Raw genomic sequence first — 25438 nt, forward strand, 5'->3', positions numbered from 1 at the left:
ATCATAATATATAGTATCACATCTGACAACCGTCTGACAATTTCAGAAACTCACCATTTGTTAAAGCCTAAACTTTCGCTTTTTTAAAAGCAAAATGGTTTGTCGGCCCATGTCCACTACCGATGTCAAAACTATTGGCCACCGCTTTGTGAACAAAGGAATCAGCGATTTGAAATGCCTCATGAATTGCGATTCCTTTTGCTGTTTGCGCTGCTAAAGCGGCAGAAAATGTGCAACCTGTTCCATGCGTATTTTTTGTATGAATGTATGGATTTGAAATTTCAATCATACTTTCTCCATCAAAGAGTAGATCTGTTACTGTTTGTTCTTCTGGTTGATGCCCCCCTTTAATAATCGGGTAGCGAACCCCCATTTTATGCAAGTCACGTGCGGCTTTTTTACGATCTTCCATCGTTTCAATCGTTCTTCCCGTCAGAATTTCTGCTTCCGGAATGTTCGGTGTCACAGCATAAGCTAGTGGCAAAAACTGTCGTTTCAATGTCTCAATCGCTGCTTCGTTCAACAATGAAGCCCCACCTTTAGCTATCATAACCGGATCAACAATCACATGCTCAAGCTTATATTTCGTCAACTGAAAGACGATTTCCTCTATCATGTCTGCATTCCAAAGCATTCCTGTTTTAATAGCATCAGGACGCAAGTCTGAAACGACTGCTTCAATTTGTTTTCCGAGTGCTTCAGGAGTGAGTGGATATACACCATGCACACCTACTGTATTTTGAGCAGTAATTGCTGTTAAAGCTGACATACCGAATACTTCAAGCTCTTGAAATGTCTTGAGATCAGCTTGAATACCTGCGCCTCCCCCAGAATCAGACCCAGCAATCGTTAATGCTTTATATATTTTCATGTTTTGCACTCCTTCCAATCCACTTGTGATAGATTGTTTTTGCCTTGTTCACATCGTTTAGTCCATGAATAAACGCGCGACCATCACGAAAGATCACGAGTTTACAGTCCTCGAGTTTGCATGATACTAAATATGGGTTTCCTACTACATGTAAACCTGCTTTTCTAAAACGGGTGGCTAATTCTTTGAGTGCTGGTGGCTTCTCGCCAGCCGCTCTGATTTGAACGGTTTCACGCCCACAGAGAACAGCAGCTTTTGTTTCATTTTGAATAGAAAGGAACGGGAACGTTTGAGCAACACATGTTGGACAAGCCTGATCTTTGAGAAGATCCGCGTGAATTTCTGCTCGTTCATTTGTCCACAAATCAAATGAACGGATCATTCCAGTCATCTCATGACCAGTTAATAGTTTAAGAGCATCAGTCACTTGCAAAGCTGATACCTGTTGAACAACTGGACTAATAATTCCTGATGTATCACAGGTGAGATCATTCATCGAAAAATGCCCCAAAAGGCAATGAAGACACGGTGTTTTCTTAGGAATAACAGTATAGGTAATCCCATAGCTTGCAACACATGCCCCATATAAAAAAGGTATTCCCAATTTAACGGCAGCATCATTGACGATAAGTCGAGTTTCAAAGTTATCAACGGCATCAATAATCAGCGATGAGCCCTCAGCCAAATCAAGTATTTTTTCAGCTGTCACATCTGTGACAATCCCTTTCACTTCAACTGAATGATTGATATGGCGAAGCCGTTTCTCAGCTGCTGCCGCTTTCGGTAAGTGGTCATTGACATCATCTTCTGTATAGAGCTGCTGACGTTGGAGATTACTTGCTTCCACATAATCACGGTCAACAATTGTTAGTGAACCAACCCCTGCTCTGACTAGCATTTCTGCACTTGCAGATCCGAGAGCCCCAGCTCCGACCACAAGTACATGGGCGCGCTGCAACTTGATCTGACCCTCCGGTCCAATCGGGCGAAATCGCTCTTGGCGAGAATACCGATCATTCAAGATGGTAACATCCCTTCTTCTGGGCTAGAGGCGATACCGTAGTTCTTTTCAGGTATTCTTCCGGCAAGATATCCGAGCCTGCCCGCTTCAACCGCAAGCTTCATAGCCAGTGCCATTTTCACTGGATCTTTTGCACCGCTGACAGCCGTGTTTAATAAAACACCGTCTGCTCCCAGTTCCATCGCATATGCTGCATCTTTCGGTGAACCGATCCCAGCATCAACAATAACCGGAATTTTAGCCTGATCAATGATGAATGAAAGGTTGAGCGGATTGATAATCCCCTGCCCTGATCCGATTGGAGAAGCCCCTGGCATAATCGCATGTACACCAAGTTGTTCTAGTTTTCTAGCCAGGACAACATCATCTGATGTATATGGCAACACAATAAAGCCTTCTTCAAGCAAAGCTTCAGATGCTTTTAATGTTTCAACAGGATCAGGCAGTAGTGAACGGTCGCAGCCGATGACTTCCACTTTCACCATATCACAAAGGCCGGATGCTTTTGCAAGTCTGGCAATTCGCACTGCTTCTTCTGCTGTTTTTGCCCCTGCTGTATTAGGTAATAACGTATAACGACTTAAATCAAGCTGTTCTAAAAAATTAGGTTGTGATTCTTTAAAAATATTCATCCGTCTGACGGCAAAAGTAAGAATTTCTGACTCTGAGACGCGCACCGCTTCTTTTTGAATATCAAATGACGGATATTTTCCTGTTCCAAGCAATAACCTTGATGAAAACTGTTGATTAGCAATCTTTAACATGATTATCCCCCTCCAACAAAATGTACAATTTCAATGACATCATCATCTTCAAATTCAACCTTATGATACTGTTCTTTCGCAACAATTTGTTTGTTCCTTTCAACAACAACCACCCGGTTGTCCAACTGATAGAAGACGAGTAAATCATATATCGTTCTCCTGTCATTTTGCCATTCGATTTTCCGACCATTTAGTTGAATGTTCACTCGATCACAACCTCCGTTCGCTCCAGTTTAAATGCTTCTATCCACGCCGGTTTAACCGGTTCTCCAATGATCAGATCCCTGATCATTTCCCCAGTAGCTGGCGCTAACAAAATCCCGTTTCTGAAATGCCCTGCGGCAAACAAAATTCGGTTGTTCTGAGGATGGCGGCCAATATAGGGATTTCCATCCACTGTTGCCGGCCTTAGTCCTGCCCAACACCGATCGATTTTCAGCTTATCAATCTCAGGAAGCATTGTTTTCGCCTTTTCGATCATCGCTTTGATCCCGTCTAGGTCTGGCCGCTCATCCCAATTGTTTGGTTTCATTGTTGCACCGATAATCAGCTTTCCGTTATGACGCGGGACTATGTAACAATGATCATGATATAGCGTTCTTATTAAAGGAACCCGATCATTCCAAACAGATAGACACTCACCTTTTACAGGATAAAAACTCTTATTTATTCCTAGCTGTTTGAAAAAAGGGCCACTCCATACACCACATGCAACGACAATATGCTCTGCTTCCACTATGCCTAGAGCGGTTTGAATTTGAACACCTGAATCTGTATCAATTGCCATAACAGGAGTATATTCGAAGATGTCAGCCCCAAACAGTCTGGCCCCTTTGGCGAACGCTTTGCAGACAGCAATGGGCTCCACATGAACATCATCTGCTATAAAATTTGCGCCGATGATATCTTTTGTTACATCTGGCTCTATGTCAACAACTTGCTGAGGTGTCAGCCATTCAGCAGAATCCAAAGCGGCCATTCGCATCAGACGTTCTCGATCGCTTTCTGTAAAAGCGATCTTCAGAATTCCTCCATCATGTCGTCTAATATCAATCTCGCTATTGTTTATTAGTTCAATTGTCAGTTGTTGATAAGCTTTTTGGCTCGCTCTGGCAAATTGAAAAAACGTTCCGGGCTTATCACACTCAGCATGGGCACCAAGCATTCCTGCAGCAGCCTGTGTTGCTTTTTTTCCAACTTCCCCACTTTCAAAAACAGCCGTTTTCTTTCCCGCTTTTGCAAGATGATAAGCAATTGACGTACCAATAATTCCTCCTCCGACAACAATTACTTCATAGTGTTTTTTCATAAGGAGCTCCCTTCAGATGACAAGCAAGACGTTCAACTGCTTCTAGAGGATCATCTTTTGAAAAAATGGCTGACATCACTGCAATCCCCTCTGGGTTTACCACTTGCACTTCTGGAAATCGTTCGTCTGTAATTCCACCAATTGCCACCACAGGAATACCAACAGCTTGCTTCACTTCAGCCAAACGATCTGTTCCCCTTCCTGCCTGCCCCTTTTTGCTGTCGGTTGCAAAAATATGTCCAAACATTACATAATCCGCACCTTCTTTTTCCGCCTGAACGGCTTCTGAAATGGAATGTACAGACTTTCCGATTTTTAAATGGGGAAAATGACTTCTCACGGTTTTCACAGCAAAACTATGAGCGGGAAGCTGCACTTGATGGATATGATGAAATAAAGCAATGTCTACCCTGTCATTGATGATCAGTTTTCTTTTATCAACACCATAATCAAGCAAATGTTCGATTAGTCGTGAAATATCGTTTACGTTTTTTGACCTTTCACGAATATGAATGAAATCTACTACATCTTTAATGGTCATGATTTTGGTTGCAAGTTCTGCCCAAGAATGACGGTTATCTGTGATCGCATGTAATTGCAAATGGTTTCACCCCGCTTTTTGACCAGCCTTCTTTTTCATATGCCATATTCCAAAACTGATATTCGTAATAACTTGAAATTACAAAGTTTTCTTTCATCTTCAATCGAGTTTCAGCGCTATTTTTTTCAGCCAGTTCATCAAAGCGGTCAATCTGTTCAGTCACGAGTTTTTTAAACCAATCTCCTCCGTATGTAGCAATCCATTCTTGATAGATTTCGTTTTTCGGCTTACATGGTTTCAATGTTTCACCGACTTCATAGTAAAGCCAGTAACAAGGAAGCAACGCCCCAAGAATTTCTGGAAAACTGCCACTTAAAACAGAACGGTACATATGGGATGTGTAAGCATAGGCTGTTGGTGATGGCTGAAACTTGTTTATTTCATCTTCGGTTATCTTCAATAACTTGACAAATTTCCTATGTAGTGACAGCTCAGCTTCATAAGTCCCTTTTGCATGCTCTGCCATTCGGCTTGTGACATATAAATCATCCGCATTTGCCGCAGCAAACGTTTGAACCTTGGCAAAGTGGGTTAAATAATAAGAATCTTGCAGAACATAGTATTGAAAGCGATCAAGCGATAACGAACCATCTCCTATTCCCTTAATAAATGGATGATCAAAACTGCCTTCCCACCATTTTGTAGCACTTTTTCGACACTCTTCTGAAAACTTCATATCAAGGCTCTCCCTTCAATATTAAAAATGAAAAAACCACTTCCCATAGGAAAGTGGTTTGGAATTCGCAAAATGAATCGTCAAATACCTTGCCACTTCCCTACGCAGGTTTGAACCTGTTCAGGTTATGAGGGTCTAAAAGTCACACTTTTATCTCAGCCCTTATAAAGGACTCCCCTAGTGGAAAACATTTCTTTTTATTTAGCTATACTTTTATCTTAACACGAATTACAAAATGGTCAAGCTATCAGTCTTCAAGCATTTTTTTCAATTCTGCAATATATTCACGGGAACCAGTGGCGATCAAGCGGTCACCCAATTGCAACATCGTATCACCGTGAGGAACAATACTGTCAACACCGCGAAAAATCCGGACAAAGATCACATCTCCAGTAAAAGGGAATTCTCTTAACAACACACTATCAAATCGTTCATTGTTGATGTTGATTTCATACAATGAAGTATCCTGATGTGTTAGCAATTTCATCACACCAGGTGCTTCAATCAAAGCACGCAGCAATGTTTTCGTTGACAACATAATCGAAAATACTTCGATTCCATTCTCTTTTAATTCGGCCTCAGCTTTTGGTGTATCAGCGCGTGCGATAATTCTTTTTACCTTCTGATTTTGTCCGAAAAGGGCAATGCCGATGTTCCGTTCTTCGTTTCCTGTCGCTACAACTAGGATATCTGTATCAAAGACGGCAAAGGATTGAAGGGTGTCATATTCATAGTCAGGTAATATTTCGACATCAAAAACAGAATCGTTCATCTTTTCTTCTTTCTTTTCTTGATACATATGCAGAACTCTAACATTGTATTCTTGCGGTGAAAGTTCAAGTGTAACAGGCAGTGTCATTTGATTAGCACCGATAAAGGTGATTGTTTTCTGTTCGATTTCATGTTCTGTTTTTGGCATCCATTTTTTAAAAACAACAGGTGTAATAATACATGTGATGACAGCAACTAAAATAAGCGCTCCTGACATTTGGGCATCGATTATGCCTATCCGTTCACCGATTGTTGTTGCAGCAATAACGAGAGATAGCGTTGAAGTCAGCAGAAAACCTGAAGCCAGCACTTTTTTGAAATCATACCATTTGCATAAAACCAGTGCTGGAACCGTTTTGCTTAGCAACAGTGCAACAAACAGAAGCGGGATCATCACTAAAATTTTCGGATTTTCAAATAATGACCAAATATCCAATTTGACGCCTGTCATCACAAAAAAGATCGGAATCAAAAAACCATAACCAAATGAATCGAGCTGTTGTACGAGTTCTTTATTGGGAGAAAGCAGAGACACAAGCACTCCAGCTAAAAAGGCGCCTAAAATATTCTCAGCTCCTAGTGATTCTGACAAGGCCACCAAAACGATAATTAAGGTAAAAATGGCTCTTGTGCCGATTTGAATCGTTCCCTTTGACAACACCTCAACAAATGAACGATGTTTAAATACTCTGCCAAACAAATAAAGGACAACACCGGCTGCAAACAAAATCATCAAAAGCCACATATTGTTACTTTCATCACTATAAATTGATGCGAACACAGCTAATAAGATCATCGTTGCTAAATCAGCGATCACAGCCACAAGCAAAATAATTTGACCAATATTTGTTTTCATCAGCCGTTCTTCCTTCAGCGTCGGAACGACAACTCCAAGTGAAATGGTCGAAATAATCAGTGTCATTAAAAAAGCATTATCAATAAATCCGGCCCAAACAAAACTGTATGAAAGAGCAAGTGAAAGAATAAAAATGCCTGCAAATACAATCAGCGCTGTTTTGAATGTATTAGGCGCAGTCTTTCCATTTTGAAGAGTCTGCTTTTTCTTTCCTTTTTCAAATGCAGAAAAATCAATTTCTAAACCACTTAAAAACATTAAAAAGATAAAGCCAAGCATCGATAAAGTCTCCAACCATGTATCATGTGCAGTGACAAGGTTTAAACCGCTTTTACCGATAAAAAGACCCATGATAATCTCTGCTACAACTACAGGAATGCCAAGTTTTAACCGATGCAGCAAGATTGGGGTTAAAAATGCAATAATAAGTACAACGACTAATGATGAAACAGATGTATGCTCCATTTATTGGTACCTCCTAAAACCTTATCGTTCCCTAAATCAAATCAAAAGGTTCGTATTTTTCACAACTTATAAAGAACGATTTTAACAATGCTGAGCAAGAAAAAAAAGTGATATGCTTGATTTTCTATCTGGAAAAAAACAGCGTTCATCAATTCATCATGCTTAGATCATGATAAACATAAAACATTCAATGGAATAGCTGGAGGTAAATATGAATTATGATGTGATTGGCGATGTTCACGGTTGTTATGATGAGATGATCACATTAGTTAAAAAGCTCGGATATTCTCTCCATTCTAGTTTACCTGTTCATCCCGAAAACAGAACACTTGTCTTTCTTGGAGATTTGACTGACAGAGGGCCAAAATCACTTGATGTTGTTCAATTTGTTGCACATGCAGTTGAAAAAGGTGTGGTGCGCTATGTTCCAGGCAACCACTGCAATAAGCTTTATCGCTTTTTTAAAGGTAATCCAGTCAAACTGATGCATGGTCTTGAAACGACGGCAGCTGAATACAAGCAACTCCCACAAAAAGAACAAGCGTATATTCGAGAGCTTTTTATTCGTCTCTATGAACGTGCACCACTTTATGATATTTTGCACGACGGTCAGCTCGTTGTTGCTCATGCCGGTATTAAGGCTGAAGACATTGGTAAAAAACCGGGCGGAAAGGTAAAACAATTTGTGCTATACGGAGATATAACAGGGGAAACACTGCCTGACGGACGACCTGTTAGACGGGATTGGGCTATTCATTACCATGGCAAACCATGGGTCGTTTATGGCCATACCCCAGTCAAAACACCACGAATGATTCATCATACGATTAATATTGATACAGGCTGTGTGTTTGGCAACCGCTTAACAGCCTTCAGATTCCCTGAGTTAATAACTGAATCTGTTCCTTCATCATTACCATTTGATGAATCAAGATTCCGCTCCTATGAGGAATAAATGAAAAGGACCTCACATTTGTCTAAATGTGAGGTCCTCTCCTACTATTTCCGCCAAAATGTTGAACAGTCCGCCTTATCCGAAATATTATACTCGATCATTTTCTTTAAGTAGTGAGAAATCAGCCGGACGATCGCCTAATAATTGCTGAATATCTTGCGGGATTGGCGCATTAAATGTCAGTTCTTCTCTGGTGAATGGATGTATAAAGGTTAGTTTTTCACTATGAAGTGCCTGTCTGTTAATTAAAGCACGACTGCCTCCGTATAATGTATCGCCACAAAGCGGGTGACCAATATGACTCATGTGAACACGAATTTGATGAGTTCTTCCTGTTTCCAGATGAAGTGAAACATCAGTCAAATCTCCAATTCGATTGTTCACCTTAAAATGGGTCACTGCTTTTTGACCTTCGGAAATGACTGATCGTTCAATAATACTATCTGTTTTTCTACCGATCGGAGCATCGATCGTTCCCTGTTCTTCTCTGATCAGTCCTTGAACAATCGCACGGTATTCTCGTTTGACTTTTCCATTTTTTTGCAAGTTCGACAAAAGTGAATGAGCAAAACGATGTTTAGCAACTAACATTACTCCTGAAGTATCTCGATCAAGCCGGCTTACTAAATGAACTGTCGCCTGGTAGTCATTTTGTCTGTAATAATGAATAAGCCCATTTGCAAGACTTCCCGATGGGTGTTCTCTTGATGGAATGGATGAGAGGTATGGTTGCTTATTCAAGACGAGAACATGATCATCTTCAAATAAAATATTGAGTGGGATCATTTCTGGACGCAATGATTCGCTTACCTTTTCTAGCGGAAAGCGAATCACAAGTTCGTCCCCTTTCTGAAGAACATATCTGACCGTCACATGTTTTCCGTTGACGAAAAGATCGCCACCTCCAAACTTGATGTCCACAAGTAGCCGCTTGGAAATCCCCAAATGCCGGAGATAGTCCTTCAGTAAAACTCCATGCTCTTTGTCCATTATCATTTGTTTCACAAAAAAGTCACGCACAACAAATTATTCTCCCTTGCCAATAAAAGAATCTTGCACCCTCTTCCAAAAAGGAAATGGACGAAAGCGTGCAAATCTGACATTCTCGCTTGCTACACGGCATTGTATTGATTTAACGTCTTTATAAAGTAATGTTAAATGATCAATTGAAACTTGAAAATTCACATCATTAATGGGTTTGATGACACATGTATGGTGTTCAGGCAAAATTAAAGGAGAGCCGACAGTCCGAAAGACGCGATTGTTGATGGATGCCATTTCAGCCAATTGAATCGCCCTAATTGACGGATGGATAATAGCACCGCCCAGCGCTTTATTGTAAGCGGTGCTTCCTGAAGGTGTCGATAGGCAAAGACCGTCTCCACGAAATGTTTCAAATAGTTCTCCTTTTATTTCAACATTTGTCACAAGTGTGCCTTCAATGCTTTTAATTGTGCACTCATTTAGAGCCAAATACCTCGCTTCTTTTCCCCCGTCATTGTAGCGGACAATCACTTCTAAAACGGGGTATTCGACTACTTGAAATGGCGTTTTGGCGATTGCAATGACCAGCTTTTCAATCTCATCAGGAACCCAGTCAGCATAAAAACCAAGGTGACCTGTATGAACACCGACAAACGCTGTTTTATCAAGTCGGTCACTATATTTATGAAACGCGTGTAAAAGTGTTCCATCACCTCCGACGGAGATGATGATATCCGGTTCTTGTTCATTGTTCTCAAGACCAAAATCAAGCAAATATGTTTCAATTCGGTTTTTCAACGCATCAGACACCGTATTCCCTTTCGACGATACCGCAAACTTCATCTTCCCATCTCACCCCTAGCCATCATCCTCATTCTTTTTCTTTCTTGAGAAAGCCACTTGTGCTTCTTGAATTTCGCCTCTGATCTCAGACATTTCTTTATCGAGATTTGAAGCAGCTTCCGAAGCTCTCTGAAGCCGTAGTTTCACTTTTTCTGGAATATTGCCACTGTACTTATAATTTAAAGAATGCTCAATCGTTGCCCAAAAATTCATCGCCAGTGTTCGAATTTGGATTTCCACCAAGATCTGTTTTTCTCCATGGATAGTCTGGAGTGGATATAATACGACAAGGTGGTAGGAACGATAACCACTCTCTTTATGTTCATTGATGTAATCGCGCTTATCGACGACTGCAAAGTCTTTTCGCGCTAACAACATCCCCACGACACCGTGGATGTCCTCGAAAAATTGGCACATAATTCTAAGACCGGCGATATCCTGCATACTTTCAATATTATGTAATGGAATGTTTTTTCGTTTTGCTTTCTCTAGAATACTCGGCACAGGCTTTACCCGACCCGTTACAAATTCAATCGGTGAATGCTCTTCTTCATATTCATAAAGGGATCTGATCCCTTTCAATTTAACTTTCAATTCTTCCACAGCTTGCCGATAGGGCGCTAAAAAATACTCCCATTGTTTTTCATCCATAAACTTTCCCCCAATTTGATCACGTTTTTTTCTAGAGGAATATCTGTTTAACTCTCTCTTCCATTTCTTCGCCATAATTTGCATTATCTTTAATGTTTTCTAGCAAATACTCAAGCTCTTCATGAAAGCCGCTAAGCTCTAATTCCTGTTTCCCCATCTTAAGAAACACAGGAACCTCTGCAGCAAATGCCTGTTTTACCTTAGGCCAAAGTATTTCATTCAACATCACATATTGGAATGAATCTTCTTGCTCAAGTATGTATACAAATGCAAAATGATCAGAATCTACCAGCATCCGACTGGTTGCTTTCCGATCTTGACCATCTTGGATTTGACTGATCAAAACGAGTCGGTCATGTTGCAGATTTGCCTCTAAGATTTCAATTCTGTTTTGCATAGTGATCCCCTTTACATAAAAGATACAAGTTTATTTTAGCATATCATGTTCCATATTGATAAACGTTCCATCTCAAGAGATAATAAGAAAAATGTATTTTTTAGTTGCTGAAAGGATGACAAAATTTAAAAATGAGCCAAGAACTTGAGATAGAATTTAAAAATATGCTGACAAAAGAAGAGTTTGAACAAATAAAAACTTTTTACCAATTTACTTCTTCACAGTTTTTCACACAGAAAAACTATTATTATGATACGCCTCACTTTTCTCTCAAAGAAAAAGCTGCGGCATTAAGAATTCGCCAAAAACAGGATGGACATGTGCTGACACTAAAAGAGCCAGCTCCAGTCGGGCTAATGGAAACACACCAACAATTGCCATCCTCAATTCATTATGAGAAGTTCAACATTCCAAAAGGGCCTGTATATGATCGGCTCATTTGTCTAGGTATTGAGCCAGAGCATTTACAATATTTCGGTATGCTCATGACAAAACGCGCAGAAAAAAAACTGCCTGAGGGCTTAATTGTTTTAGATCATAGCCGATACTTAATGGTAGAGGACTATGAAATTGAATTTGAAGTCACAGACTATCATCAGGGAAAAGCTGATTTCCAAAAGCTCCTTAGATCTTTTGGAATCCCAACACGTCCTACAAAAAATAAAATCGTCCGTTTTTATGAGCAAAACTCTCAAAATCAATAAGGTGGGAAAATAATGAACGTCAAATATATGGCCGCCCTTATGGAACTTCAGGCATTACGGTCGTTTAATCAGACACCAGGTAGCGATACAAAAGAGACAGGCTTTGATTTCAGCGCTGTTTTAAATCAATATTTAAGCAATGTAGGCGGTTTGCAGCAAACGTCTGGAGCCGTTTATCCTGAGATGATGATGGGTACGCAAACTCTCAATACTGCTACACCTTCCCTAACACCTGTTTCTCCTTCATTTCAGAACCATCCGGTCTCATTTGCAGGGCAGGATAACGGAGATATTGATGACATGATTAAAAAGGCTGCTGCAAAATATGATGTTGATGAAAAACTGATCCATGCTGTGATTAAACAGGAATCCGGTTATCGCCAGAAAGCAACTAGCCCAGCCGGAGCAATGGGACTCATGCAGCTTATGCCTTCAACAGCAAGATCGCTTGGTGTTAACAATGCTTTTGACCCTGTTCAGAATATTGAAGGTGGAACAAAGTATTTAAAACAAATGCTCGATAAGTTCGGTGGAAATGTTTCGCTCGCATTAGCGGCTTATAATGCCGGACCAGGAAATGTGAAAAAACATGGAGGCATCCCTCCATTTAGAGAAACACAAAATTATGTAAGAAAAGTCACAGCAAATTATTTTGCATAACCAGAAAGTACCTCGCTTTCTGGTTTTTTCTTTTTCCTCTAAACATCCCCCAATTCAAAAACCAGACATTTTTCAAGCGTTTATGATATGATATTTGATACAAAACGATCTGCATTAAAAGTCGGTTTATTTGTAGAAATCAAACGGTGTTGCTAAAATAAGTATATACAATTATGAAACCATAAATGATGAAGGACATAAATATTTTTTTGCAATAGGAATCGGCACTTTTTCCTATTAGTATATTAAAAGGAGTAGTCAACATGGGACAATCGTTTAACGCACCTTATGAAGCGATTGGAGAAGAACTTCTATCGCAACTTGTTGATACTTTTTATGAACTTGTAGAACGGCATCCGCTTCTTTCTCCAATTTTTCCGGATGACCTGACAGATACAGCACGTAAACAAAAACAGTTCCTAACCCAATATTTAGGCGGGCCACCACTTTATACAGAAGAACACGGACACCCAATGCTAAGGGCGCGGCATCTTCCATTTCCGATTACACCTGAACGTGCGGATGCATGGCTTTCGTGTATGAATGAAGCTATGAATCGAGTCGGTTTAGACGGTGAAATCAGGAGTTTTCTGTTCGAAAGATTGACCTTAACAGCTAGGCATATGGTAAACCAGCCAAAAATGGAGGATGGTTCACATTGACTCTTAAACAGCGTGACCAATTTTTCTCCCATTGCCACGGACATCCGCAGAAACCGATGGAAATTTATATGTTTATCGATCCTTTATCTGCGGAATGCTGGGCTCTTGAGCCCGCAATAAAAAAATTAAAAATTCGTTATGGACGATTTTTCACATTGCGGATCATAACTGCCTGTAGCCTCTCAGCGTTGAATTTTCAAAAGCGCAAAAAACATCGTATAAAACATTATTGGGGTAAGACAAATCGTTGGTCGAACATCTCTTGTGATCAAACAAATTCCGCTCCATACCTTACCTCTCTGGCGCTTAAAGCCGCAGAATTGCAAGGTAGAACAGCTGGGGTTCAGTTTTTAAGAAATTTGCAGGAGAGTTTGTTTCTTAACAAACAGGATATAACCGATGAAAAAGTGCTATTTCATATTGCAGAAAGAACACAGCTTGATTTAGCTGAATTTAAAAAAGACCTTTATTCACAAAGTGCCGTTAAAGCTCTTCAATGCGATTTGAAAATCGCTGCCGAAATGGAGGTCACATCTGTTCCAACATTGACCTTTTTCAATAGTCTGCACGAAAAAGAAGGACTGAAAGTAACCGGACATTATTCTTATGATATATATGAAGAGGTACTTTTTGAGATGCTTGGTGACGAACCTAAACCATCCCAAACCCCTCCGCTTGAATTATTTGTTGAATACTTTCAATTCGTTGCTGATCAAGAAATCGCCGTCGTTTTTGATTGGACTCTTGAACAAGTCGAACGCGAAATGAAAAAGCTTGCATTTGCTCAAAAGGTCAAAAAAATTAATGCTAAACATGGGTTATTTTGGCGCTACATTAACAGTGGTGCAGAAACGGAACAATCCATGTAAACATAAACACGGGTAAAAAAACCCGTGTTTATGTTTACCCCAAAAAGGAACAAATGTTCTTTTTTAAGGTATAAAGAAACCGCGCCGGGATAAGCGCGGTTTCTAATATGTCTTAACGACAACAAAGGGGATGGGAGAAATTTTTCACGGTCAAACAAAGGGGTAAATGTTTGTTTGTGATCAATTTCACATCTTTATAATATCAAATCATGTCGACTTTTGACAACTAGTTTTATTAGTTTTCACAGTTTTGTCATAAAACATAACCAATAGCACGTCATCATATAATGAAATAACAAGTTAAGCTTGTTATTTTTTATCAGACTATAGGAGGTTAATAATGCTGCATATTATGTTAGGGCTGATCACAACATTGGTTTTTTTCTGTTTAAATATTTTAGGATTGATGAATATGCTCCCGCTTTATATTACATCTCCCCTTTTGTTTGTCTCGCTTCTTTTTACAATTAACCGTTTTAATCAACGAAAGTCATTTAAAGGATTTTAATCACTGCTTATTCAATTTTTGAATAAGCTCTTCCATTTCATTCAGCTGTTTTTCAAATGTTTTGCATGCTGCTTCAATCGGCTCTGATGAGGTCATGTCGACTCCCGCTTTTTTCAGCACTTCAATTGGATAATCCGAACTTCCGGATTTCAAAAATTCAAGGTACCGTTTGACTGCTGGTTTTCCTTCATTTAAAATTTGTTGACTGAGAGCTTGGGCGGCACTATAGCCTGTTGCATATTGATAGACATAATAATTGTAATAAAAATGAGGGATTCTTGCCCACTCAAGAGCAATCTCCTGATCAACTTTCATTTGTTCACCAAAATATTTTTTATTTAGATCATAATAGATCTTACACAACAAGTCAGGAGTTAGCGGCTCTCCTTCTTGAGCCTTAACATGGATAGCATGTTCAAACTCAGCAAACATGGTCTGTCTGAAAACCGTTCCTTTAAACCCTTCAAGCATGTGGTTCAAAATATAAAGACGCTGTTTCTCATCACTGAGCGTATTCAGCAAATAATGACCTAACAAAGCTTCATTTGTTGTTGAAGCAACTTCAGCGACAAAGATGCTGTAATCTCCATATGTGTATGGTTGATTTTTTCTTGTATAATAACTGTGCACAGAATGGCCAAATTCATGAACAAGTGTAAACAGCTCATTTACGTTATTTTGCCAGTTCATCATGATATATGGATTTGTTCCATACGCTCCAGATGAGTATGCACCACTTCGTTTTCCTTTGTTTTCATAAACATCGACCCAACGGTTATTTAATCCTTCTTTTAAGATGGATGCATAATCTTCTCCTAAAGGAGCAAGACCTTTTAACATATAATCTTTCGCTTGATCGTATGACACTTTCATACCTGAACCTTTAACAAGCGGAGTATACAAGTCATACATATGGACCTCGTCAAGTTCGAGTACTTTTTTCCTAAGTGCTACATAACGGTGAAGAAGTGGTAAATGTTGATTGATCGTTTTGACAAGATGATCATAAACTTCTTCAGGTATGCTGTTGCGTGACAATGCTGCTTCTCTTGCAGACTGATACTGTCTCACTTTTGCATAAAAGTTATGTTTTTTGATAGCACCGCTTAACGTTGAAGCCAAAGTGTTTTTGTAGCGGTCATATGTACCATACACCGCTTTAAATGCACTGCGGCGAATATCGCGATCAGCACTTTCTAAAAGGGGGACAAAGTTACTATGGGTAATTTGTCGTTTTTCCCCATTTTCATCGGTGATCTCCGGGAATTCAAGATCAGCGTTATTAAACAAGCTAAATGTCGTTGAAGAATTGCCTAGAACATCTGAAGCTTCAGCTAATAGACCTTCTTCTTTTTCACTTAATACATGTGGGCGTTCTTTAGTGATCTCTTCAAGAGCATGGGAGTAAAGTTTTAATTCCTCTTTTTCTAAAAGAAACTGCTGGAGTTTTTCTTCCTGAATCGTTAAAATTTCGGGTACCATATAGGCTGTTATACTCGCAGCCTGGCTATAAAGGTTTGCCGCTTTGTCATTTAAGCCTTGATAAACTGAATTTCCTGTATCTTGGTCATAGCGCATATGTGAGTACGCATATAATTTGTCCAACCTTTCCATAACCTTATCCTGCTGTGTCAAAGCCTCATATAAATCATCGGCTGAATGACTGAGCTTCCCTTTAAATTCGGAGAGTTTTGGCAGCAGATCTTTAACTGCTTGGAATTCTTTGTTCCAAGCGTCATCGGATGGAAAAATATCCTCAAGTCTCCAAGTGTCTGCTTCGTTCACCTCACTTCTTGCCGGCAATTTTTTCGTTTGATTTTCTTCTGTCAATGTCAATCCCCTCGCTTTCTTTACTCCAAGTCCATTGATGCTCAACAAACTTGTATTGTGTTTATCTTCTGTTTTTTGACCTCCTTTTGTCAAATCATATGCCGAAAAAATGACACTTGATGCTGCAAACAGAAAACAAAATAGATAGCTTTTCACCTGATACAAAATACCGCCACCACCTTCCTTTCATTTAGAGTAAACGAAAGGCTTCATGATCATTCAGAAAAATAATAAGCATCCCTTTTTAAAAGAGTTGCTAAACACGACTCCTTGTAGAGCGGTCGATTAACGTCATAAACATTTTGCTTTTTGCTTAAAAAACCTTTCTTGTACAGGTAAAAAGCATACTCATTGACTGCATCTATTACTTTCTCCCGGTGATTCCATCTTAGTTTAAGCCGCTTTGTTTGAATCAGTTGATGCATATAGCAAACAGCAGAATCTAGGCGAAAAGGTGAGCGATCTATCATATAAAGGTAAAGATAGCCTTGCCAGACAAACACCGGGTGTGAAAAAATAGAACCTGAAGGAACGGGAATAAACACTTCTGAAGGGAAAAAAGGAAGCGAAATGTGAAGCTTTTGATAAAACAACTCCATCATTTGCTTTGTGTCCTTTGTGAAAAAACGGTGGGATGTTGTCCGGAAATGAAGAAGGTTTCTTTTCCAGCCACTAAGCTGAAGGGATGAACACCTTTTAGATGAAGTCATGAAAGAAGTTACTCTCGTCTGTTGAAGCGGAAGATAGGTGACTGATGCCGATGATTTATTTTTCAAAAATGGGGTTAACTGGTCAAGTATGAGAAAAGCTTTTTGTTCTGGACAAAAAAACAAAAGTTTTGAATGTTTTTCTTTTCTCTGTACGAACTGCCAATGAAACTCTGAAAGCTGAAAAAAGCTGTTAGCCAATCGTTTGACACGATTTCCACCGATGATCCAAATGGGGTCAATCCCAAGTTCAACAAGTCCAGTCGTCCGTTTTTGATAATCTGTCAAGTTGAGAGTTGCACACTGAAATTCAATTGCAATCATCTTCATTCCACATTTCACCAATACATCTGGTCTTTGCTTAACCTTCTTTATATATGGTTCAAGGACTGGTTTTAGCCCTTGCTTTTTAAGCCATTGATAAAGAAGCTGTTTTCCTTGTAAATGATAAACACTTTCCTGTTCATAGGACACAGGACAAGCTGCATCAGGTTGATGTGCAAAATGATAGATTCTTTTTTCACCAACTTTCAGTTTCACTTCATGGTGGCAGACCGGACAGTAAAAAGAATGGCTGGTTCGTAATCTCTTCAGTTCATTAGCCCTGTATCCGTCTCCCAAACAAATGAGCTGACCTTCTTTCATTATTGCAGACAGCACATATCATCTCTCCTTTCTATTCTTTAGGTATTCTCCAAAAGAAAAAAGCTCTCCTTTCTTAATAAGAAAAAAGAGTTTTGAAAGTAGAAAAGCGGTGGAAATCTCCAACCGCTAAAAAACTGACTACTCATAATTTGAATTTTGCTTCTGGTGCTTGGGAATATGACAGGACTTTTTTCGTGATGATTTATCTTTCCTTGTATGCGCTGTCCCACCAGAATGGTAACACACCTTCATTTTCCCTGTTTTTGCTTCTCATAATATAGAACGTCTCATCATTCTTTCCAAACAACAATCATCCGAGATCGCTCCCGATTTTTCACATAAAAAACCTTTCCCGGTCATGAGAAAGGTTGATCTATTATGCAAAGTGTTTTTTTATTGTATGAAGGGCATCATCTGCCACAATTAGTGTTCCATACTCATTAAGCATGTGAATTGTCATTTTTGATTCTGAGGCATATTCAAGCAAGATGCTCAGTTGGTTCTCAACCTCTTCATCAGGCAGTTCCTCAAAATCAACGAATAAATAATAACGATTGTCATGAGAATATAATGTAGTTTGGCAACCGCTAACAGACATTTTAGATAGTAAGATCAAGTCTTCAAAATCAGCAAATTTTAAAACAAACTGCAGCTTTTGTTCTTCCTCTTGTTCTTCATTTCTAAAGTCTTCTAAAAGAGCGTCAAGCGTTTCCTCTGTGTCTTGCTTTTTATCTTCAGGAATCGGCAGTTCAAGCTTTTGCCCGTCTTTTGAAAGCTGGGCCCTTGTCACAATAATTTCCAACCCTTTATCAAGAGCCTGCACTTGAATCCAAAGGGGGCCTTCAACGGCAAACTCTTCTTCTTCGTGCACTTCATCCATCACTTCCCAAAAGAGCTCTTCACTGCGTTCTCGATTGTACCAAATTTCTTCTCTGTCAAATCCGCGATCCTCTATATCACCATAAGAAATATAGAACTTAACGGTATGTTCATTTATTCTCTCAATTTCCATTTGCCAACCTTCCCTTCTTGTCGAGATGTTGAAGGGATAACTAAGCTCCCAGTTAATTGTACTTTACTACACTTTACCCAATACGTCTACTTCTTAATCTTTCCTAAAACTCCTTTAAAAATGTTTTATGAGCAAAAAGTCATAAAACATTTAAGAAATAGACTACCTTAACATAATCTTCGTCATCTTTCATATATATCATGAGTACAAGCAACAAATGTCCGGATAGAGAAAGTGAGGTGCCATGGGGTGGAACAAGAGTTACTGATGCCTCTATTGATGATCATAGGGATCGATATGATTCTCGGCGGTGATAATGCTATCGTGATTGCAATGGCAAGCCGTAATTTACCTCCTGAGCAAAGACAAACAGCGATTATTACAGGTACATGCATAGCTATTTTAATGAGAATCATGTTAACCACAACGGCAGTTTATTTATTGACAGTTCCTTATCTGCAATTGTTCGGCGGAATTTTCCTTCTTTATTTAGGATACCAACTTCTGATTGAAAAAAAGGATAGTCAGCATGTCAAAAGTGGGACATCTTTGTGGAAGGCGATTAAAATTATTGTCATTGCTGATTTATTTATGTCTTTAGACAATGTCATTGCAGTTGCCGGTGCATCACATGGCCGTATGTGGCTTGTTGTGTTCGGATTAATGATTTCGGTCCCCATTATTATTTGGGGAAGCAGGCTCATCCAAGTCGCTATGAGAAAGTTTCCATTACTCATATATGTTGGCAGCGGACTGCTTGCCTATACGGGCGGCGAAATGATCGTCAAAGAACAAGAACTGTCTTACTTTATGGCGAAACATAGTACGATTGAGATGGCACTTCCTACCCTTACCGTTATTTTTGTGATTTTATCCAGTATTTATTATGAACAATTGAGTAATAAATCATAAGTCATTTTTTAATACGGGGTGGGGAACCAAAAAAGAAGGCCGAATTTTCAGCCTTCTGCAGTTTCTTTAAGATGCTTAATTGGCAAGACGTTGCGCTTCCCTTAATTGGAATGTACGCACTTTACGAGGAAGGAATCGACGGATTTCGTCTTCATTGTACCCTACCTGTAATCGTTTCTCATCGATGAGAATCGGTCGGCGCAAAAGGCCTGGATGTTCATTAATGAGCTGGTAAAGTTCTTGAAGAGGCATGGTTTCAAGATTGACGTTCAGCTTTTGAAACACTTTAGAGCGTGTCGAAATAATTTCATCTGTTCCATCTTCTGTCATCCGTAAAATTTCTTTTATCTCGTCAATTGATAAAGGCTCTGAAAAAATATTTCTTTCTGTATATGGAATATCGTGCTCTTCTAACCACGCGCGCGCCTTTCTGCATGACGTGCAACTTGGTGATGTATATAATGTAACCATAATTCTTCACTCCTTGAAAAATAGAATGAAATAACTGTTTTTAAATTGAAATAAGTATAAAAAAGTAATCTTTATAGAGTATTATACTATAAAAAAGTAAGTATTAACAGAGGATATCGTAATTTTTTGAGTGATTAGTTTAATTGATCAAAAATATTTTTCGTCTTTTTATCCTCAACAATTTCTAATACATCCTCAACATCTTCAAAAGGTTCGCCATACCATTTTTCATCTTTGTAAGTATGGATTTTTTCGTATGTCTCTTTCATAGCTTCATACACTTCTTCTTCTGTATTAGATTTGGGAGTCCAATACAAGATCTCCATTTTACTAACCTTACCGGTAGCCAATGATCTGCGCCGATAACCAATAGATTCAGCATGTTTAAAGTGTTCCTTTTGATAAAATTTCAGACGCTTCGCTGTGTCAATATCATCTTCATCAATGGGTTCAACTTCAAGAAGAATCGGTTTGTTTTTCTTTTTCAGTTTCTCAATTAGTTTCGTCCCGAGCCCTTGGCCTCTCGCATCTCTTGAAACGAATAAATAGTCGATAAAAATAAAAGAATCAAACTCGGCGTACATCAAAACATAGTGTCTACCTTCTTCTTTTTGGTAAATATCATCTCGTTCTTTTAGTAACGCCTCCATATGTTCTTTTGATTTCATCTCTTCAACCGGAAAATATCCACTTAGTTTGTCATACCAGGCCATTCGTTTGCTCCTTCTCAATTATTATAATGATTCACACTTTACATATACCCACTTCCATTTCAATTTAAACGACCGGAAGTGATGAAAGAGCATGTTCCTAAAGCCGGCATCTATATACTAAGACGTATGTATGTTGCGAAGGTTTCATTTTTTTTTACTCTGTTAAACTTTGTTTTTGATCAATTGATTTCAAACTTATGTTTGATATGCATATATAGTGAAGTTGGCGACCCTTTCAAATTTGTCTATTGCGAAACCGTTCTTCCAAGAAGAATCCAAGCGTAAAAACAAAAATGATGTTACCAAAAAGCAATTCTATTCTACACCTCTTAAAAGGAGGAGGCATTAGAAGGTGAGGAATGATCGAGAGCATGTTCTAGAGCGCGTATTCTTTGCAGCGCTTGAACTCGTTTTCCAACCCATTTAAAGAGTCTGAGCATCTCCTCATTTGGTGACTCCAAAAGGTTGGGTGAATCCTGTTTGCAATATCAACTTCCTTTTAGGGGAGTATGGAGAGCACAACGAAGGCCTATTTTACGGTACGGAATCTTAAAAAAAGAATTTGCTGATATGTCAATGTTTGTTAAACGTAAAAAAGGCGTCCAAAAGCCCAAATCGACTTACTGGACAGCCCCCCAGAGACACTTATTTTGACTGATACTCTTTATACTCTTTTTCAGAACACATACAATAGTGTCCTGGTTTTATTTCGCGAAGTTCCATGCTTTCTCCATCTGTCAGTTGATGAACGGATGGGTCATACGTTTTTCGCACCCGGGTCCGTTCATGATCTGGATCAGGAAGTGGAATAGCAGAAAGCAATGATTGTGTATATGGATGAAGTGGATTTTCGTATAATTCATCAGCTGATGCTAATTCGACAAGCTTGCCAAAATACATCACACCAATCCGATCACTAATATATTTTACCATTGATAGATCGTGTGCGATGAATAAATATGTCAGTCCTCTTTCCTTTTGTAAATCCTTCATTAAATTAACAACTTGAGCTTGGATCGAGACATCAAGTGCTGAAATCGGTTCATCAGCAATAATAAATTCAGGCTCAACCGCAAGTGCTCTGGCAATTCCGATCCGTTGGCGCTGTCCGCCGGAAAATTCGTGTGGGTAACGATTCGCATGCTCTTTATTTAAGCCGACTAACGTTAATAATTCGTGGACTCGCTCAAGTCTTTCTCTTTTCGAGTTTGCGAGACCATGAATGTCAATTCCTTCAGCGATAATGTCCGTTACTGTCATACGCGGGTTTAACGATGCATAGGGATCTTGAAAGATCATCTGCATTTTCCGGTTGAACTCCAGTAGATGTTTAGCAGATTTTTTGCCGTGAACATTCTCTCCTTTAAATAACACTTCTCCTGACGTCGCTTGATAGAGTCGGATGATTGATCGCCCTGTTGTCGATTTTCCACAACCTGATTCTCCAACAAGCCCTAATGTTTCACCTTTATAAATATCAAAGGAAATTCCATCAACAGCTTTGACAATTCCTTTTGGCGTTGAAAAATGCTGTTTTAAATTCTTAATTTCAAGCAGTTTTTCTGCCATATCATTCACCTTCTTTCACTTCCAGCGGTTTTTCATAGTGATCCTTGAACTCGCGCAGCCGATGTTTGACAGCAGCCGGTGGTTCGACTTTTGGTGCGTCAGGATGTAAGAGCCATGATTTTACATAATGGGTATCAGATAGTTTAAACATTGGTGGTTCTTGTTCAAAATCGATTTTCATTGCGTAAGAGCTTCTTAACGCAAATGCATCACCTTTTGGCGGATTTGTTAAATCAGGAGGTGATCCAGGAATCGCCATCAATTCCTCATCGCCATCAGCATCAAGACTTGGCATTGATGCTAATAGTCCCCATGTATAGGGATGTTTCGGATTGTAAAAAATTTCATCGGCCGTTCCAATCTCAACGATTTGTCCGGCATACATCACGGCAACTCGATCGGCGACATTAGCAACAACACCGAGGTCATGCGTAATAAAAATAATCGATGTGTCAATCTTTTTCTGTAAGTCTTTCATCAGTTCTAAAATTTGCGCTTGGATTGTCACATCAAGAGCTGTTGTCGGCTCATCAGCAATTAATAGTTTTGGATTAGCAGCTAATGCCATGGCGATGACAACCCGTTGTCTCATCCCGCCGCTAAATTCATGAGGATATTGATTGACACGTCGTTCAGGCATCGGAATCCCTACTAAATGAAGTAATTCCACTGCACGCTTATGTGCATCATCTCTTGAAATTTTTTCATGTTTAAATAATACTTCAGTAATTTGTTTCCCCACTTTCATCGTCGGGTTCAGAGATGTCATCGGATCTTGAAAAATCATCCCGATATCTTTACCGCGAATCGCTTGCATCTCTTTTTCTTCTTTCGGTACTAAGTCTTGTCCTTCAAATAAAATTTGCCCGCTTTTAAAATATCCAGGTGGCATAGGAATCAGCTTCATAATTGCTTGTGAAGTGACACTTTTTCCTGAACCCGATTCACCGACAATTGCCAGTGTCTCCCCTTTATCAATGTGAAAGTTCACACCGCGGATTGCCTGCACTTCTCCGGCATATGTTTTAAAAGAAATGGCTAAATCTTTCACCTCAAGTAAGTGTGTCATCTTTTTTCACTCCTTTATTTACGTAGCTTCGGATCTAAAGCATCTCGCAATCCGTCACCAATTACGTTAAATGAAAACATTGTTAAGCAGATAAACGCAGCCGGGAAAAACAAGCGCCAAGGATAATATTCCAAGCCTTGTACTCCCTCTGTTGCCATCGTTCCCCAGCTTGCCAAAGGAGCGGGAACACCAAGTCCGAGGTAACTTAAAAATGCTTCATAGAAAATAGCTGTAGGTACGGTTAATGTCATTGTCACTAAAATCGGACTCATAATGTTTGGCAATAGATGTTTTCTAATAATGCGTGAGTTTTTCGCTCCAAGTGTTCTTGAAGCCAATACAAATTCTTGATTTTTCAATTGAAGCACTTGTCCACGAACAATCCGTGCCATATTGATCCATCCAGTAATAACCATCGCGGCAATCATCGTGATTAATCCTTTCCCCATCACAACAAGAAGCAAGATTGTCATCAATAAAGAAGGAATGGCCCATAAGATATCAGCGATTCTCATCATGATTTCATCTGTGCGTCCACCTCTTATACCGGAAACCGCACCCCAAATCACACCGATTAGAACGTCGATCAATGCCGCTGAAAGCCCAATTGTCAGTGAAATCCGTGCACCAACCCATGTTCTAACAAATACATCCCTACCTAAATCATCTGTTCCAAACCAATATTCAGCACTTGGTGGTTTATTGGCATTCATTAAGTTTGTCTCTTCATAATGATGGCTTGATAAGATGGGGGCAAAGATAGCCATTAATGCAATAAGAATGAGGAGAATAAGTCCGGTCAAAGCAAGCTTGTTTTCTTTAAATCTAAGAAACACGTCCTGCCAAAATGAAAGGTTTTTCTTTGTGATCTTTTCCGCTTCATGATGGTCAACAACGACAGGTTCAAACATGTCTTTAGGTATTTGTTGCATTTTATTTACTCCCCTTTCTTAGCGCCAAACAGTTTAATACGTGGATCGACTAAACCGTATAAAATATCGACAATCAGGACGCAGAGCAACAAAATGGCCCCAAAAAACACGGTAACACCCATGATCACTGTATAATCGCGGTTTGTAATACTTGTGACAAAGTGCATCCCAAGCCCTGGAATACCGAAGATTTTTTCGACAACAAATGTACCTGTTAAAATGGATGCCGCCATCGGTCCCATATATGTAATCACCGGCATAATCGCATTGCGAATTGCATGTTTGACTGTAACAGCAGATGTACTTAACCCTTTTGCTTTTGCCGTTCGAATATAGTCACTGCTCAGCACTTCGAGCATGCTGGAGCGTGTCAAGCGGGCGATAAATGCCATAGGCATGAAGGAAACGGCTATTGCCGGTAATACGGTATGTCCCCATGACTCCCATTGTGCAACTGGAAATGCGCCCAGTTTCATTGCCATCACATATTGTAGCAGTGCTGCCATAATGAAGTTCGGTACAGAGATGCCAACAACAGCTAACATCATGGCTGAATAATCCTGCCACTTATTTCGATTAAGTGCAGCAATAACACCAAATAAAACACCAAAGGCTAAAGCAAGACAAATTGCTTCTAAACCAAGAGTAAAAGAAATCGGAAAACCTGAGCCAATTAAATCATTTACGGTTTGTCCTTTATATTTAAAGGAAGGACCGAGATCCCATTTGACAACAGATAATAAGTAATCAAGATATTGTTTAGGTAAAGGCTGGTCTAATCCATAATAAGAGTTAAGGCTAGCTTCAATCTCAGGTGGAAGTTTCTTTTCGCCTGAAAAAGGTCCACCAGGTATTGCTCTCATTAGGAAGAAAGTAGCTGTTACAATCACCCAAAGAGAAAGTAGAATTGAAACAAGACGACGGCCTAAAAATTTTACCAAAATTATACACCTCCGAATATTCAGCTTGTGAACTTCATATGATAAAAGAAAAGTATATGGGGGGAAACAA

Annotated in this window: 28 protein-coding genes, 1 pseudogene and 1 riboswitch; of the genes and pseudogenes, 7 read left to right on the forward strand and 22 right to left on the reverse strand. The window is 39.4% G+C overall.

Features of this window, described 5'->3' with window-relative positions; all coding sequences use genetic code 11:
* Positions 1–67: 67 nt before the first annotated feature.
* From thiD to PDT38_RS05865, 8 genes are all read right to left on the reverse strand, one after another.
* Positions 68–871 carry a bifunctional hydroxymethylpyrimidine kinase/phosphomethylpyrimidine kinase gene (gene thiD, locus PDT38_RS05830; RefSeq protein ID WP_270799687.1) on the reverse strand — a complete coding sequence of 268 codons (804 nt, stop codon included), beginning with the start codon at positions 869–871 and terminating at the stop codon, positions 68–70.
* Positions 858–1892 carry a ThiF family adenylyltransferase gene (locus tag PDT38_RS05835; protein ID WP_270799688.1) on the reverse strand — a complete coding sequence of 345 codons (1035 nt, stop codon included), beginning with the start codon at positions 1890–1892 and terminating at the stop codon, positions 858–860. Before PDT38_RS05835 ends, thiD begins: the two co-directional genes overlap by 14 nt.
* Positions 1889–2656 carry a thiazole synthase gene (locus PDT38_RS05840; RefSeq protein ID WP_394356220.1) on the reverse strand — a complete coding sequence of 256 codons (768 nt, stop codon included), beginning with the start codon at positions 2654–2656 and terminating at the stop codon, positions 1889–1891. The genes PDT38_RS05835 and PDT38_RS05840 overlap by 4 nt, the downstream gene beginning before the upstream one ends.
* A 2-nt stretch (positions 2657–2658) precedes the next feature.
* Positions 2659–2862: a sulfur carrier protein ThiS gene (gene thiS, locus PDT38_RS05845; RefSeq protein WP_270799689.1), complete on the reverse strand. Its 204-nt coding sequence runs from the start codon at positions 2860–2862 to the stop codon at positions 2659–2661.
* Complete coding sequence (gene thiO / locus PDT38_RS05850) at positions 2859–3965, reverse strand: glycine oxidase ThiO (RefSeq protein WP_270799690.1); 1107 nt, start codon at positions 3963–3965, stop codon at positions 2859–2861. The genes thiS and thiO overlap by 4 nt, the downstream gene beginning before the upstream one ends.
* Positions 3949–4566, reverse strand: coding sequence for a thiazole tautomerase TenI (tenI, locus tag PDT38_RS05855; protein WP_270799691.1), 618 nt, complete (start codon positions 4564–4566; stop codon positions 3949–3951). Before tenI ends, thiO begins: the two co-directional genes overlap by 17 nt.
* A complete protein-coding gene (tenA, locus tag PDT38_RS05860; protein ID WP_270799692.1) occupies positions 4541–5242 on the reverse strand; it encodes a thiaminase II in 702 nt (233 codons plus the stop codon). Before tenA ends, tenI begins: the two co-directional genes overlap by 26 nt.
* A gap of 80 nt (positions 5243–5322) precedes the next feature.
* Positions 5323–5431: riboswitch (TPP riboswitch) on the reverse strand.
* Positions 5432–5489: 58 nt separating this feature from the next.
* Positions 5490–7334, reverse strand: coding sequence for a monovalent cation:proton antiporter family protein (locus PDT38_RS05865; RefSeq protein WP_270799693.1), 1845 nt, complete (start codon positions 7332–7334; stop codon positions 5490–5492).
* 211 nt (positions 7335–7545) lie between these two features.
* On the opposite strand from PDT38_RS05865, the gene prpE reads away from it, so the two are divergent.
* The gene (gene prpE, locus PDT38_RS05870) at positions 7546–8289 is read left to right on the forward strand and encodes a bis(5'-nucleosyl)-tetraphosphatase PrpE (RefSeq protein ID WP_270799694.1); all 744 of its coding nucleotides are present in this window, start codon (positions 7546–7548) and stop codon (positions 8287–8289) included.
* Positions 8290–8376: 87 nt separating this feature from the next.
* Here the strand turns inward: prpE and PDT38_RS05875 are convergent, their stop codons facing one another.
* From PDT38_RS05875 to PDT38_RS05890, 4 genes are read right to left on the reverse strand one after another with little or no spacing between them, the layout of a single operon-like run.
* A complete protein-coding gene (locus PDT38_RS05875) occupies positions 8377–9309 on the reverse strand; it encodes an RluA family pseudouridine synthase (RefSeq protein ID WP_270799695.1) in 933 nt (310 codons plus the stop codon).
* A gap of 6 nt (positions 9310–9315) precedes the next feature.
* Positions 9316–10116 (reverse strand): NAD kinase, encoded by an 801-nt coding sequence (locus tag PDT38_RS05880; RefSeq protein ID WP_270799696.1) that lies wholly within the window; start codon positions 10114–10116, stop codon positions 9316–9318.
* 15 nt (positions 10117–10131) lie between these two features.
* Positions 10132–10767 carry a GTP pyrophosphokinase gene (locus tag PDT38_RS05885; protein WP_270799697.1) on the reverse strand — a complete coding sequence of 212 codons (636 nt, stop codon included), beginning with the start codon at positions 10765–10767 and terminating at the stop codon, positions 10132–10134.
* 31 nt (positions 10768–10798) lie between these two features.
* Positions 10799–11164, reverse strand: coding sequence for a UPF0738 family protein (locus PDT38_RS05890; RefSeq protein WP_270799698.1), 366 nt, complete (start codon positions 11162–11164; stop codon positions 10799–10801).
* Positions 11165–11295: 131 nt separating this feature from the next.
* On the opposite strand from PDT38_RS05890, the gene PDT38_RS05895 reads away from it, so the two are divergent.
* The 5 genes from PDT38_RS05895 (at position 11296) to PDT38_RS05915 (ending at position 14567) form a co-directional block, all read left to right on the forward strand.
* The gene (locus PDT38_RS05895; protein WP_270799699.1) at positions 11296–11868 is read left to right on the forward strand and encodes a CYTH domain-containing protein; all 573 of its coding nucleotides are present in this window, start codon (positions 11296–11298) and stop codon (positions 11866–11868) included.
* Between the two features lie 12 nt (positions 11869–11880).
* Positions 11881–12528: a lytic transglycosylase domain-containing protein gene (locus PDT38_RS05900; RefSeq protein WP_270799700.1), complete on the forward strand. Its 648-nt coding sequence runs from the start codon at positions 11881–11883 to the stop codon at positions 12526–12528.
* Positions 12529–12791: 263 nt separating this feature from the next.
* Positions 12792–13190: a globin domain-containing protein gene (locus PDT38_RS05905; protein ID WP_172294158.1), complete on the forward strand. Its 399-nt coding sequence runs from the start codon at positions 12792–12794 to the stop codon at positions 13188–13190.
* Complete coding sequence (locus PDT38_RS05910; RefSeq protein WP_270799702.1) at positions 13187–14059, forward strand: ClpXP adapter SpxH family protein; 873 nt, start codon at positions 13187–13189, stop codon at positions 14057–14059. Before PDT38_RS05905 ends, PDT38_RS05910 begins: the two co-directional genes overlap by 4 nt.
* A gap of 340 nt (positions 14060–14399) precedes the next feature.
* Positions 14400–14567, forward strand: coding sequence for a hypothetical protein (locus PDT38_RS05915; protein ID WP_172294154.1), 168 nt, complete (start codon positions 14400–14402; stop codon positions 14565–14567).
* Here PDT38_RS05915 and pepF read toward each other — a convergent pair whose 3' ends face one another.
* The 4 genes and pseudogenes from pepF to PDT38_RS19400 form a co-directional block, all read right to left on the reverse strand.
* Positions 14568–16397, reverse strand: a complete 1830-nt coding sequence (gene pepF / locus PDT38_RS05920) for an oligoendopeptidase F (protein WP_317134948.1) — start codon at positions 16395–16397, stop codon at positions 14568–14570.
* A gap of 215 nt (positions 16398–16612) precedes the next feature.
* Positions 16613–17764: a competence protein CoiA family protein gene (locus PDT38_RS05925; RefSeq protein ID WP_270799705.1), complete on the reverse strand. Its 1152-nt coding sequence runs from the start codon at positions 17762–17764 to the stop codon at positions 16613–16615.
* 361 nt (positions 17765–18125) lie between these two features.
* The gene (mecA, locus tag PDT38_RS05930; RefSeq protein ID WP_270799707.1) at positions 18126–18761 is read right to left on the reverse strand and encodes an adaptor protein MecA; all 636 of its coding nucleotides are present in this window, start codon (positions 18759–18761) and stop codon (positions 18126–18128) included.
* A pseudogene (locus tag PDT38_RS19400) lies at positions 18743–18847 on the reverse strand (adaptor protein MecA); the annotation flags it as partial. The gene mecA and the pseudogene PDT38_RS19400, both read right to left, overlap by 19 nt.
* A 181-nt stretch (positions 18848–19028) precedes the next feature.
* Here PDT38_RS19400 and PDT38_RS05935 point away from each other — a divergent pair.
* Entirely contained in the window at positions 19029–19673 is a 645-nt protein-coding gene (locus tag PDT38_RS05935; protein ID WP_394356242.1) for a TerC family protein, read from the forward strand.
* 75 nt (positions 19674–19748) lie between these two features.
* Here the strand turns inward: PDT38_RS05935 and spxA are convergent, their stop codons facing one another.
* The 6 genes from spxA to PDT38_RS05965 all read right to left on the reverse strand — a co-directional run bounded on the left by spxA (position 19749) and on the right by PDT38_RS05965 (position 25368).
* Complete coding sequence (gene spxA / locus PDT38_RS05940; RefSeq protein ID WP_270799709.1) at positions 19749–20144, reverse strand: transcriptional regulator SpxA; 396 nt, start codon at positions 20142–20144, stop codon at positions 19749–19751.
* 134 nt (positions 20145–20278) lie between these two features.
* On the reverse strand, positions 20279–20857 hold the full coding sequence (locus PDT38_RS05945) for a GNAT family N-acetyltransferase (protein WP_270799710.1): 579 nt from the start codon (positions 20855–20857) through the stop codon (positions 20279–20281).
* A gap of 645 nt (positions 20858–21502) precedes the next feature.
* A complete protein-coding gene (locus tag PDT38_RS05950) occupies positions 21503–22426 on the reverse strand; it encodes an ABC transporter ATP-binding protein (RefSeq protein WP_270799713.1) in 924 nt (307 codons plus the stop codon).
* Position 22427: 1 nt separating this feature from the next.
* Complete coding sequence (locus PDT38_RS05955) at positions 22428–23495, reverse strand: ABC transporter ATP-binding protein (protein WP_270799714.1); 1068 nt, start codon at positions 23493–23495, stop codon at positions 22428–22430.
* A 14-nt stretch (positions 23496–23509) separates the two neighbouring features.
* Positions 23510–24427 (reverse strand): ABC transporter permease, encoded by a 918-nt coding sequence (locus tag PDT38_RS05960; protein WP_270799715.1) that lies wholly within the window; start codon positions 24425–24427, stop codon positions 23510–23512.
* Between the two features lie 5 nt (positions 24428–24432).
* Positions 24433–25368, reverse strand: a complete 936-nt coding sequence (locus tag PDT38_RS05965) for an ABC transporter permease (protein ID WP_270799716.1) — start codon at positions 25366–25368, stop codon at positions 24433–24435.
* Positions 25369–25438: the final 70 nt, after the last annotated feature.

This window comes from Bacillus changyiensis, assembly GCF_027706145.1.
GTDB classification, from domain to species: domain Bacteria; phylum Bacillota; class Bacilli; order Bacillales; family Bacillaceae; genus Bacillus; species Bacillus changyiensis.

What these genes read in the sequence shown, in the direction of transcription:
- thiD (WP_270799687.1), bottom strand. Translation starts at nt 871, where the DNA reads ATGAAAATATATAAAGCATTAACGATTGCTGGGTCTGATTCTGGGGGA.
- PDT38_RS05840 (WP_394356220.1), bottom strand. Translation starts at nt 2,656, where the DNA reads ATGTTAAAGATTGCTAATCAACAGTTTTCATCAAGGTTATTGCTTGGA.
- thiO (WP_270799690.1), bottom strand. Translation starts at nt 3,965, where the DNA reads ATGAAAAAACACTATGAAGTAATTGTTGTCGGAGGAGGAATTATTGGT.
- tenA (WP_270799692.1), bottom strand. Translation starts at nt 5,242, where the DNA reads ATGAAGTTTTCAGAAGAGTGTCGAAAAAGTGCTACAAAATGGTGGGAA.
- PDT38_RS05865 (WP_270799693.1), bottom strand. Translation starts at nt 7,334, where the DNA reads ATGGAGCATACATCTGTTTCATCATTAGTCGTTGTACTTATTATTGCA.
- prpE (WP_270799694.1), top strand. Translation starts at nt 7,546, where the DNA reads ATGAATTATGATGTGATTGGCGATGTTCACGGTTGTTATGATGAGATG.
- PDT38_RS05880 (WP_270799696.1), bottom strand. Translation starts at nt 10,116, where the DNA reads ATGAAGTTTGCGGTATCGTCGAAAGGGAATACGGTGTCTGATGCGTTG.
- PDT38_RS05885 (WP_270799697.1), bottom strand. Translation starts at nt 10,767, where the DNA reads ATGGATGAAAAACAATGGGAGTATTTTTTAGCGCCCTATCGGCAAGCT.
- PDT38_RS05890 (WP_270799698.1), bottom strand. Translation starts at nt 11,164, where the DNA reads ATGCAAAACAGAATTGAAATCTTAGAGGCAAATCTGCAACATGACCGA.
- PDT38_RS05895 (WP_270799699.1), top strand. Translation starts at nt 11,296, where the DNA reads ATGAGCCAAGAACTTGAGATAGAATTTAAAAATATGCTGACAAAAGAA.
- PDT38_RS05900 (WP_270799700.1), top strand. Translation starts at nt 11,881, where the DNA reads ATGAACGTCAAATATATGGCCGCCCTTATGGAACTTCAGGCATTACGG.
- PDT38_RS05905 (WP_172294158.1), top strand. Translation starts at nt 12,792, where the DNA reads ATGGGACAATCGTTTAACGCACCTTATGAAGCGATTGGAGAAGAACTT.
- PDT38_RS05915 (WP_172294154.1), top strand. Translation starts at nt 14,400, where the DNA reads ATGCTGCATATTATGTTAGGGCTGATCACAACATTGGTTTTTTTCTGT.
- mecA (WP_270799707.1), bottom strand. Translation starts at nt 18,761, where the DNA reads ATGGAAATTGAGAGAATAAATGAACATACCGTTAAGTTCTATATTTCT.
- PDT38_RS05935 (WP_394356242.1), top strand. Translation starts at nt 19,029, where the DNA reads ATGCCTCTATTGATGATCATAGGGATCGATATGATTCTCGGCGGTGAT.
- spxA (WP_270799709.1), bottom strand. Translation starts at nt 20,144, where the DNA reads ATGGTTACATTATATACATCACCAAGTTGCACGTCATGCAGAAAGGCG.
- PDT38_RS05945 (WP_270799710.1), bottom strand. Translation starts at nt 20,857, where the DNA reads ATGGCCTGGTATGACAAACTAAGTGGATATTTTCCGGTTGAAGAGATG.
- PDT38_RS05950 (WP_270799713.1), bottom strand. Translation starts at nt 22,426, where the DNA reads ATGGCAGAAAAACTGCTTGAAATTAAGAATTTAAAACAGCATTTTTCA.
- PDT38_RS05955 (WP_270799714.1), bottom strand. Translation starts at nt 23,495, where the DNA reads ATGACACACTTACTTGAGGTGAAAGATTTAGCCATTTCTTTTAAAACA.
- PDT38_RS05960 (WP_270799715.1), bottom strand. Translation starts at nt 24,427, where the DNA reads ATGCAACAAATACCTAAAGACATGTTTGAACCTGTCGTTGTTGACCAT.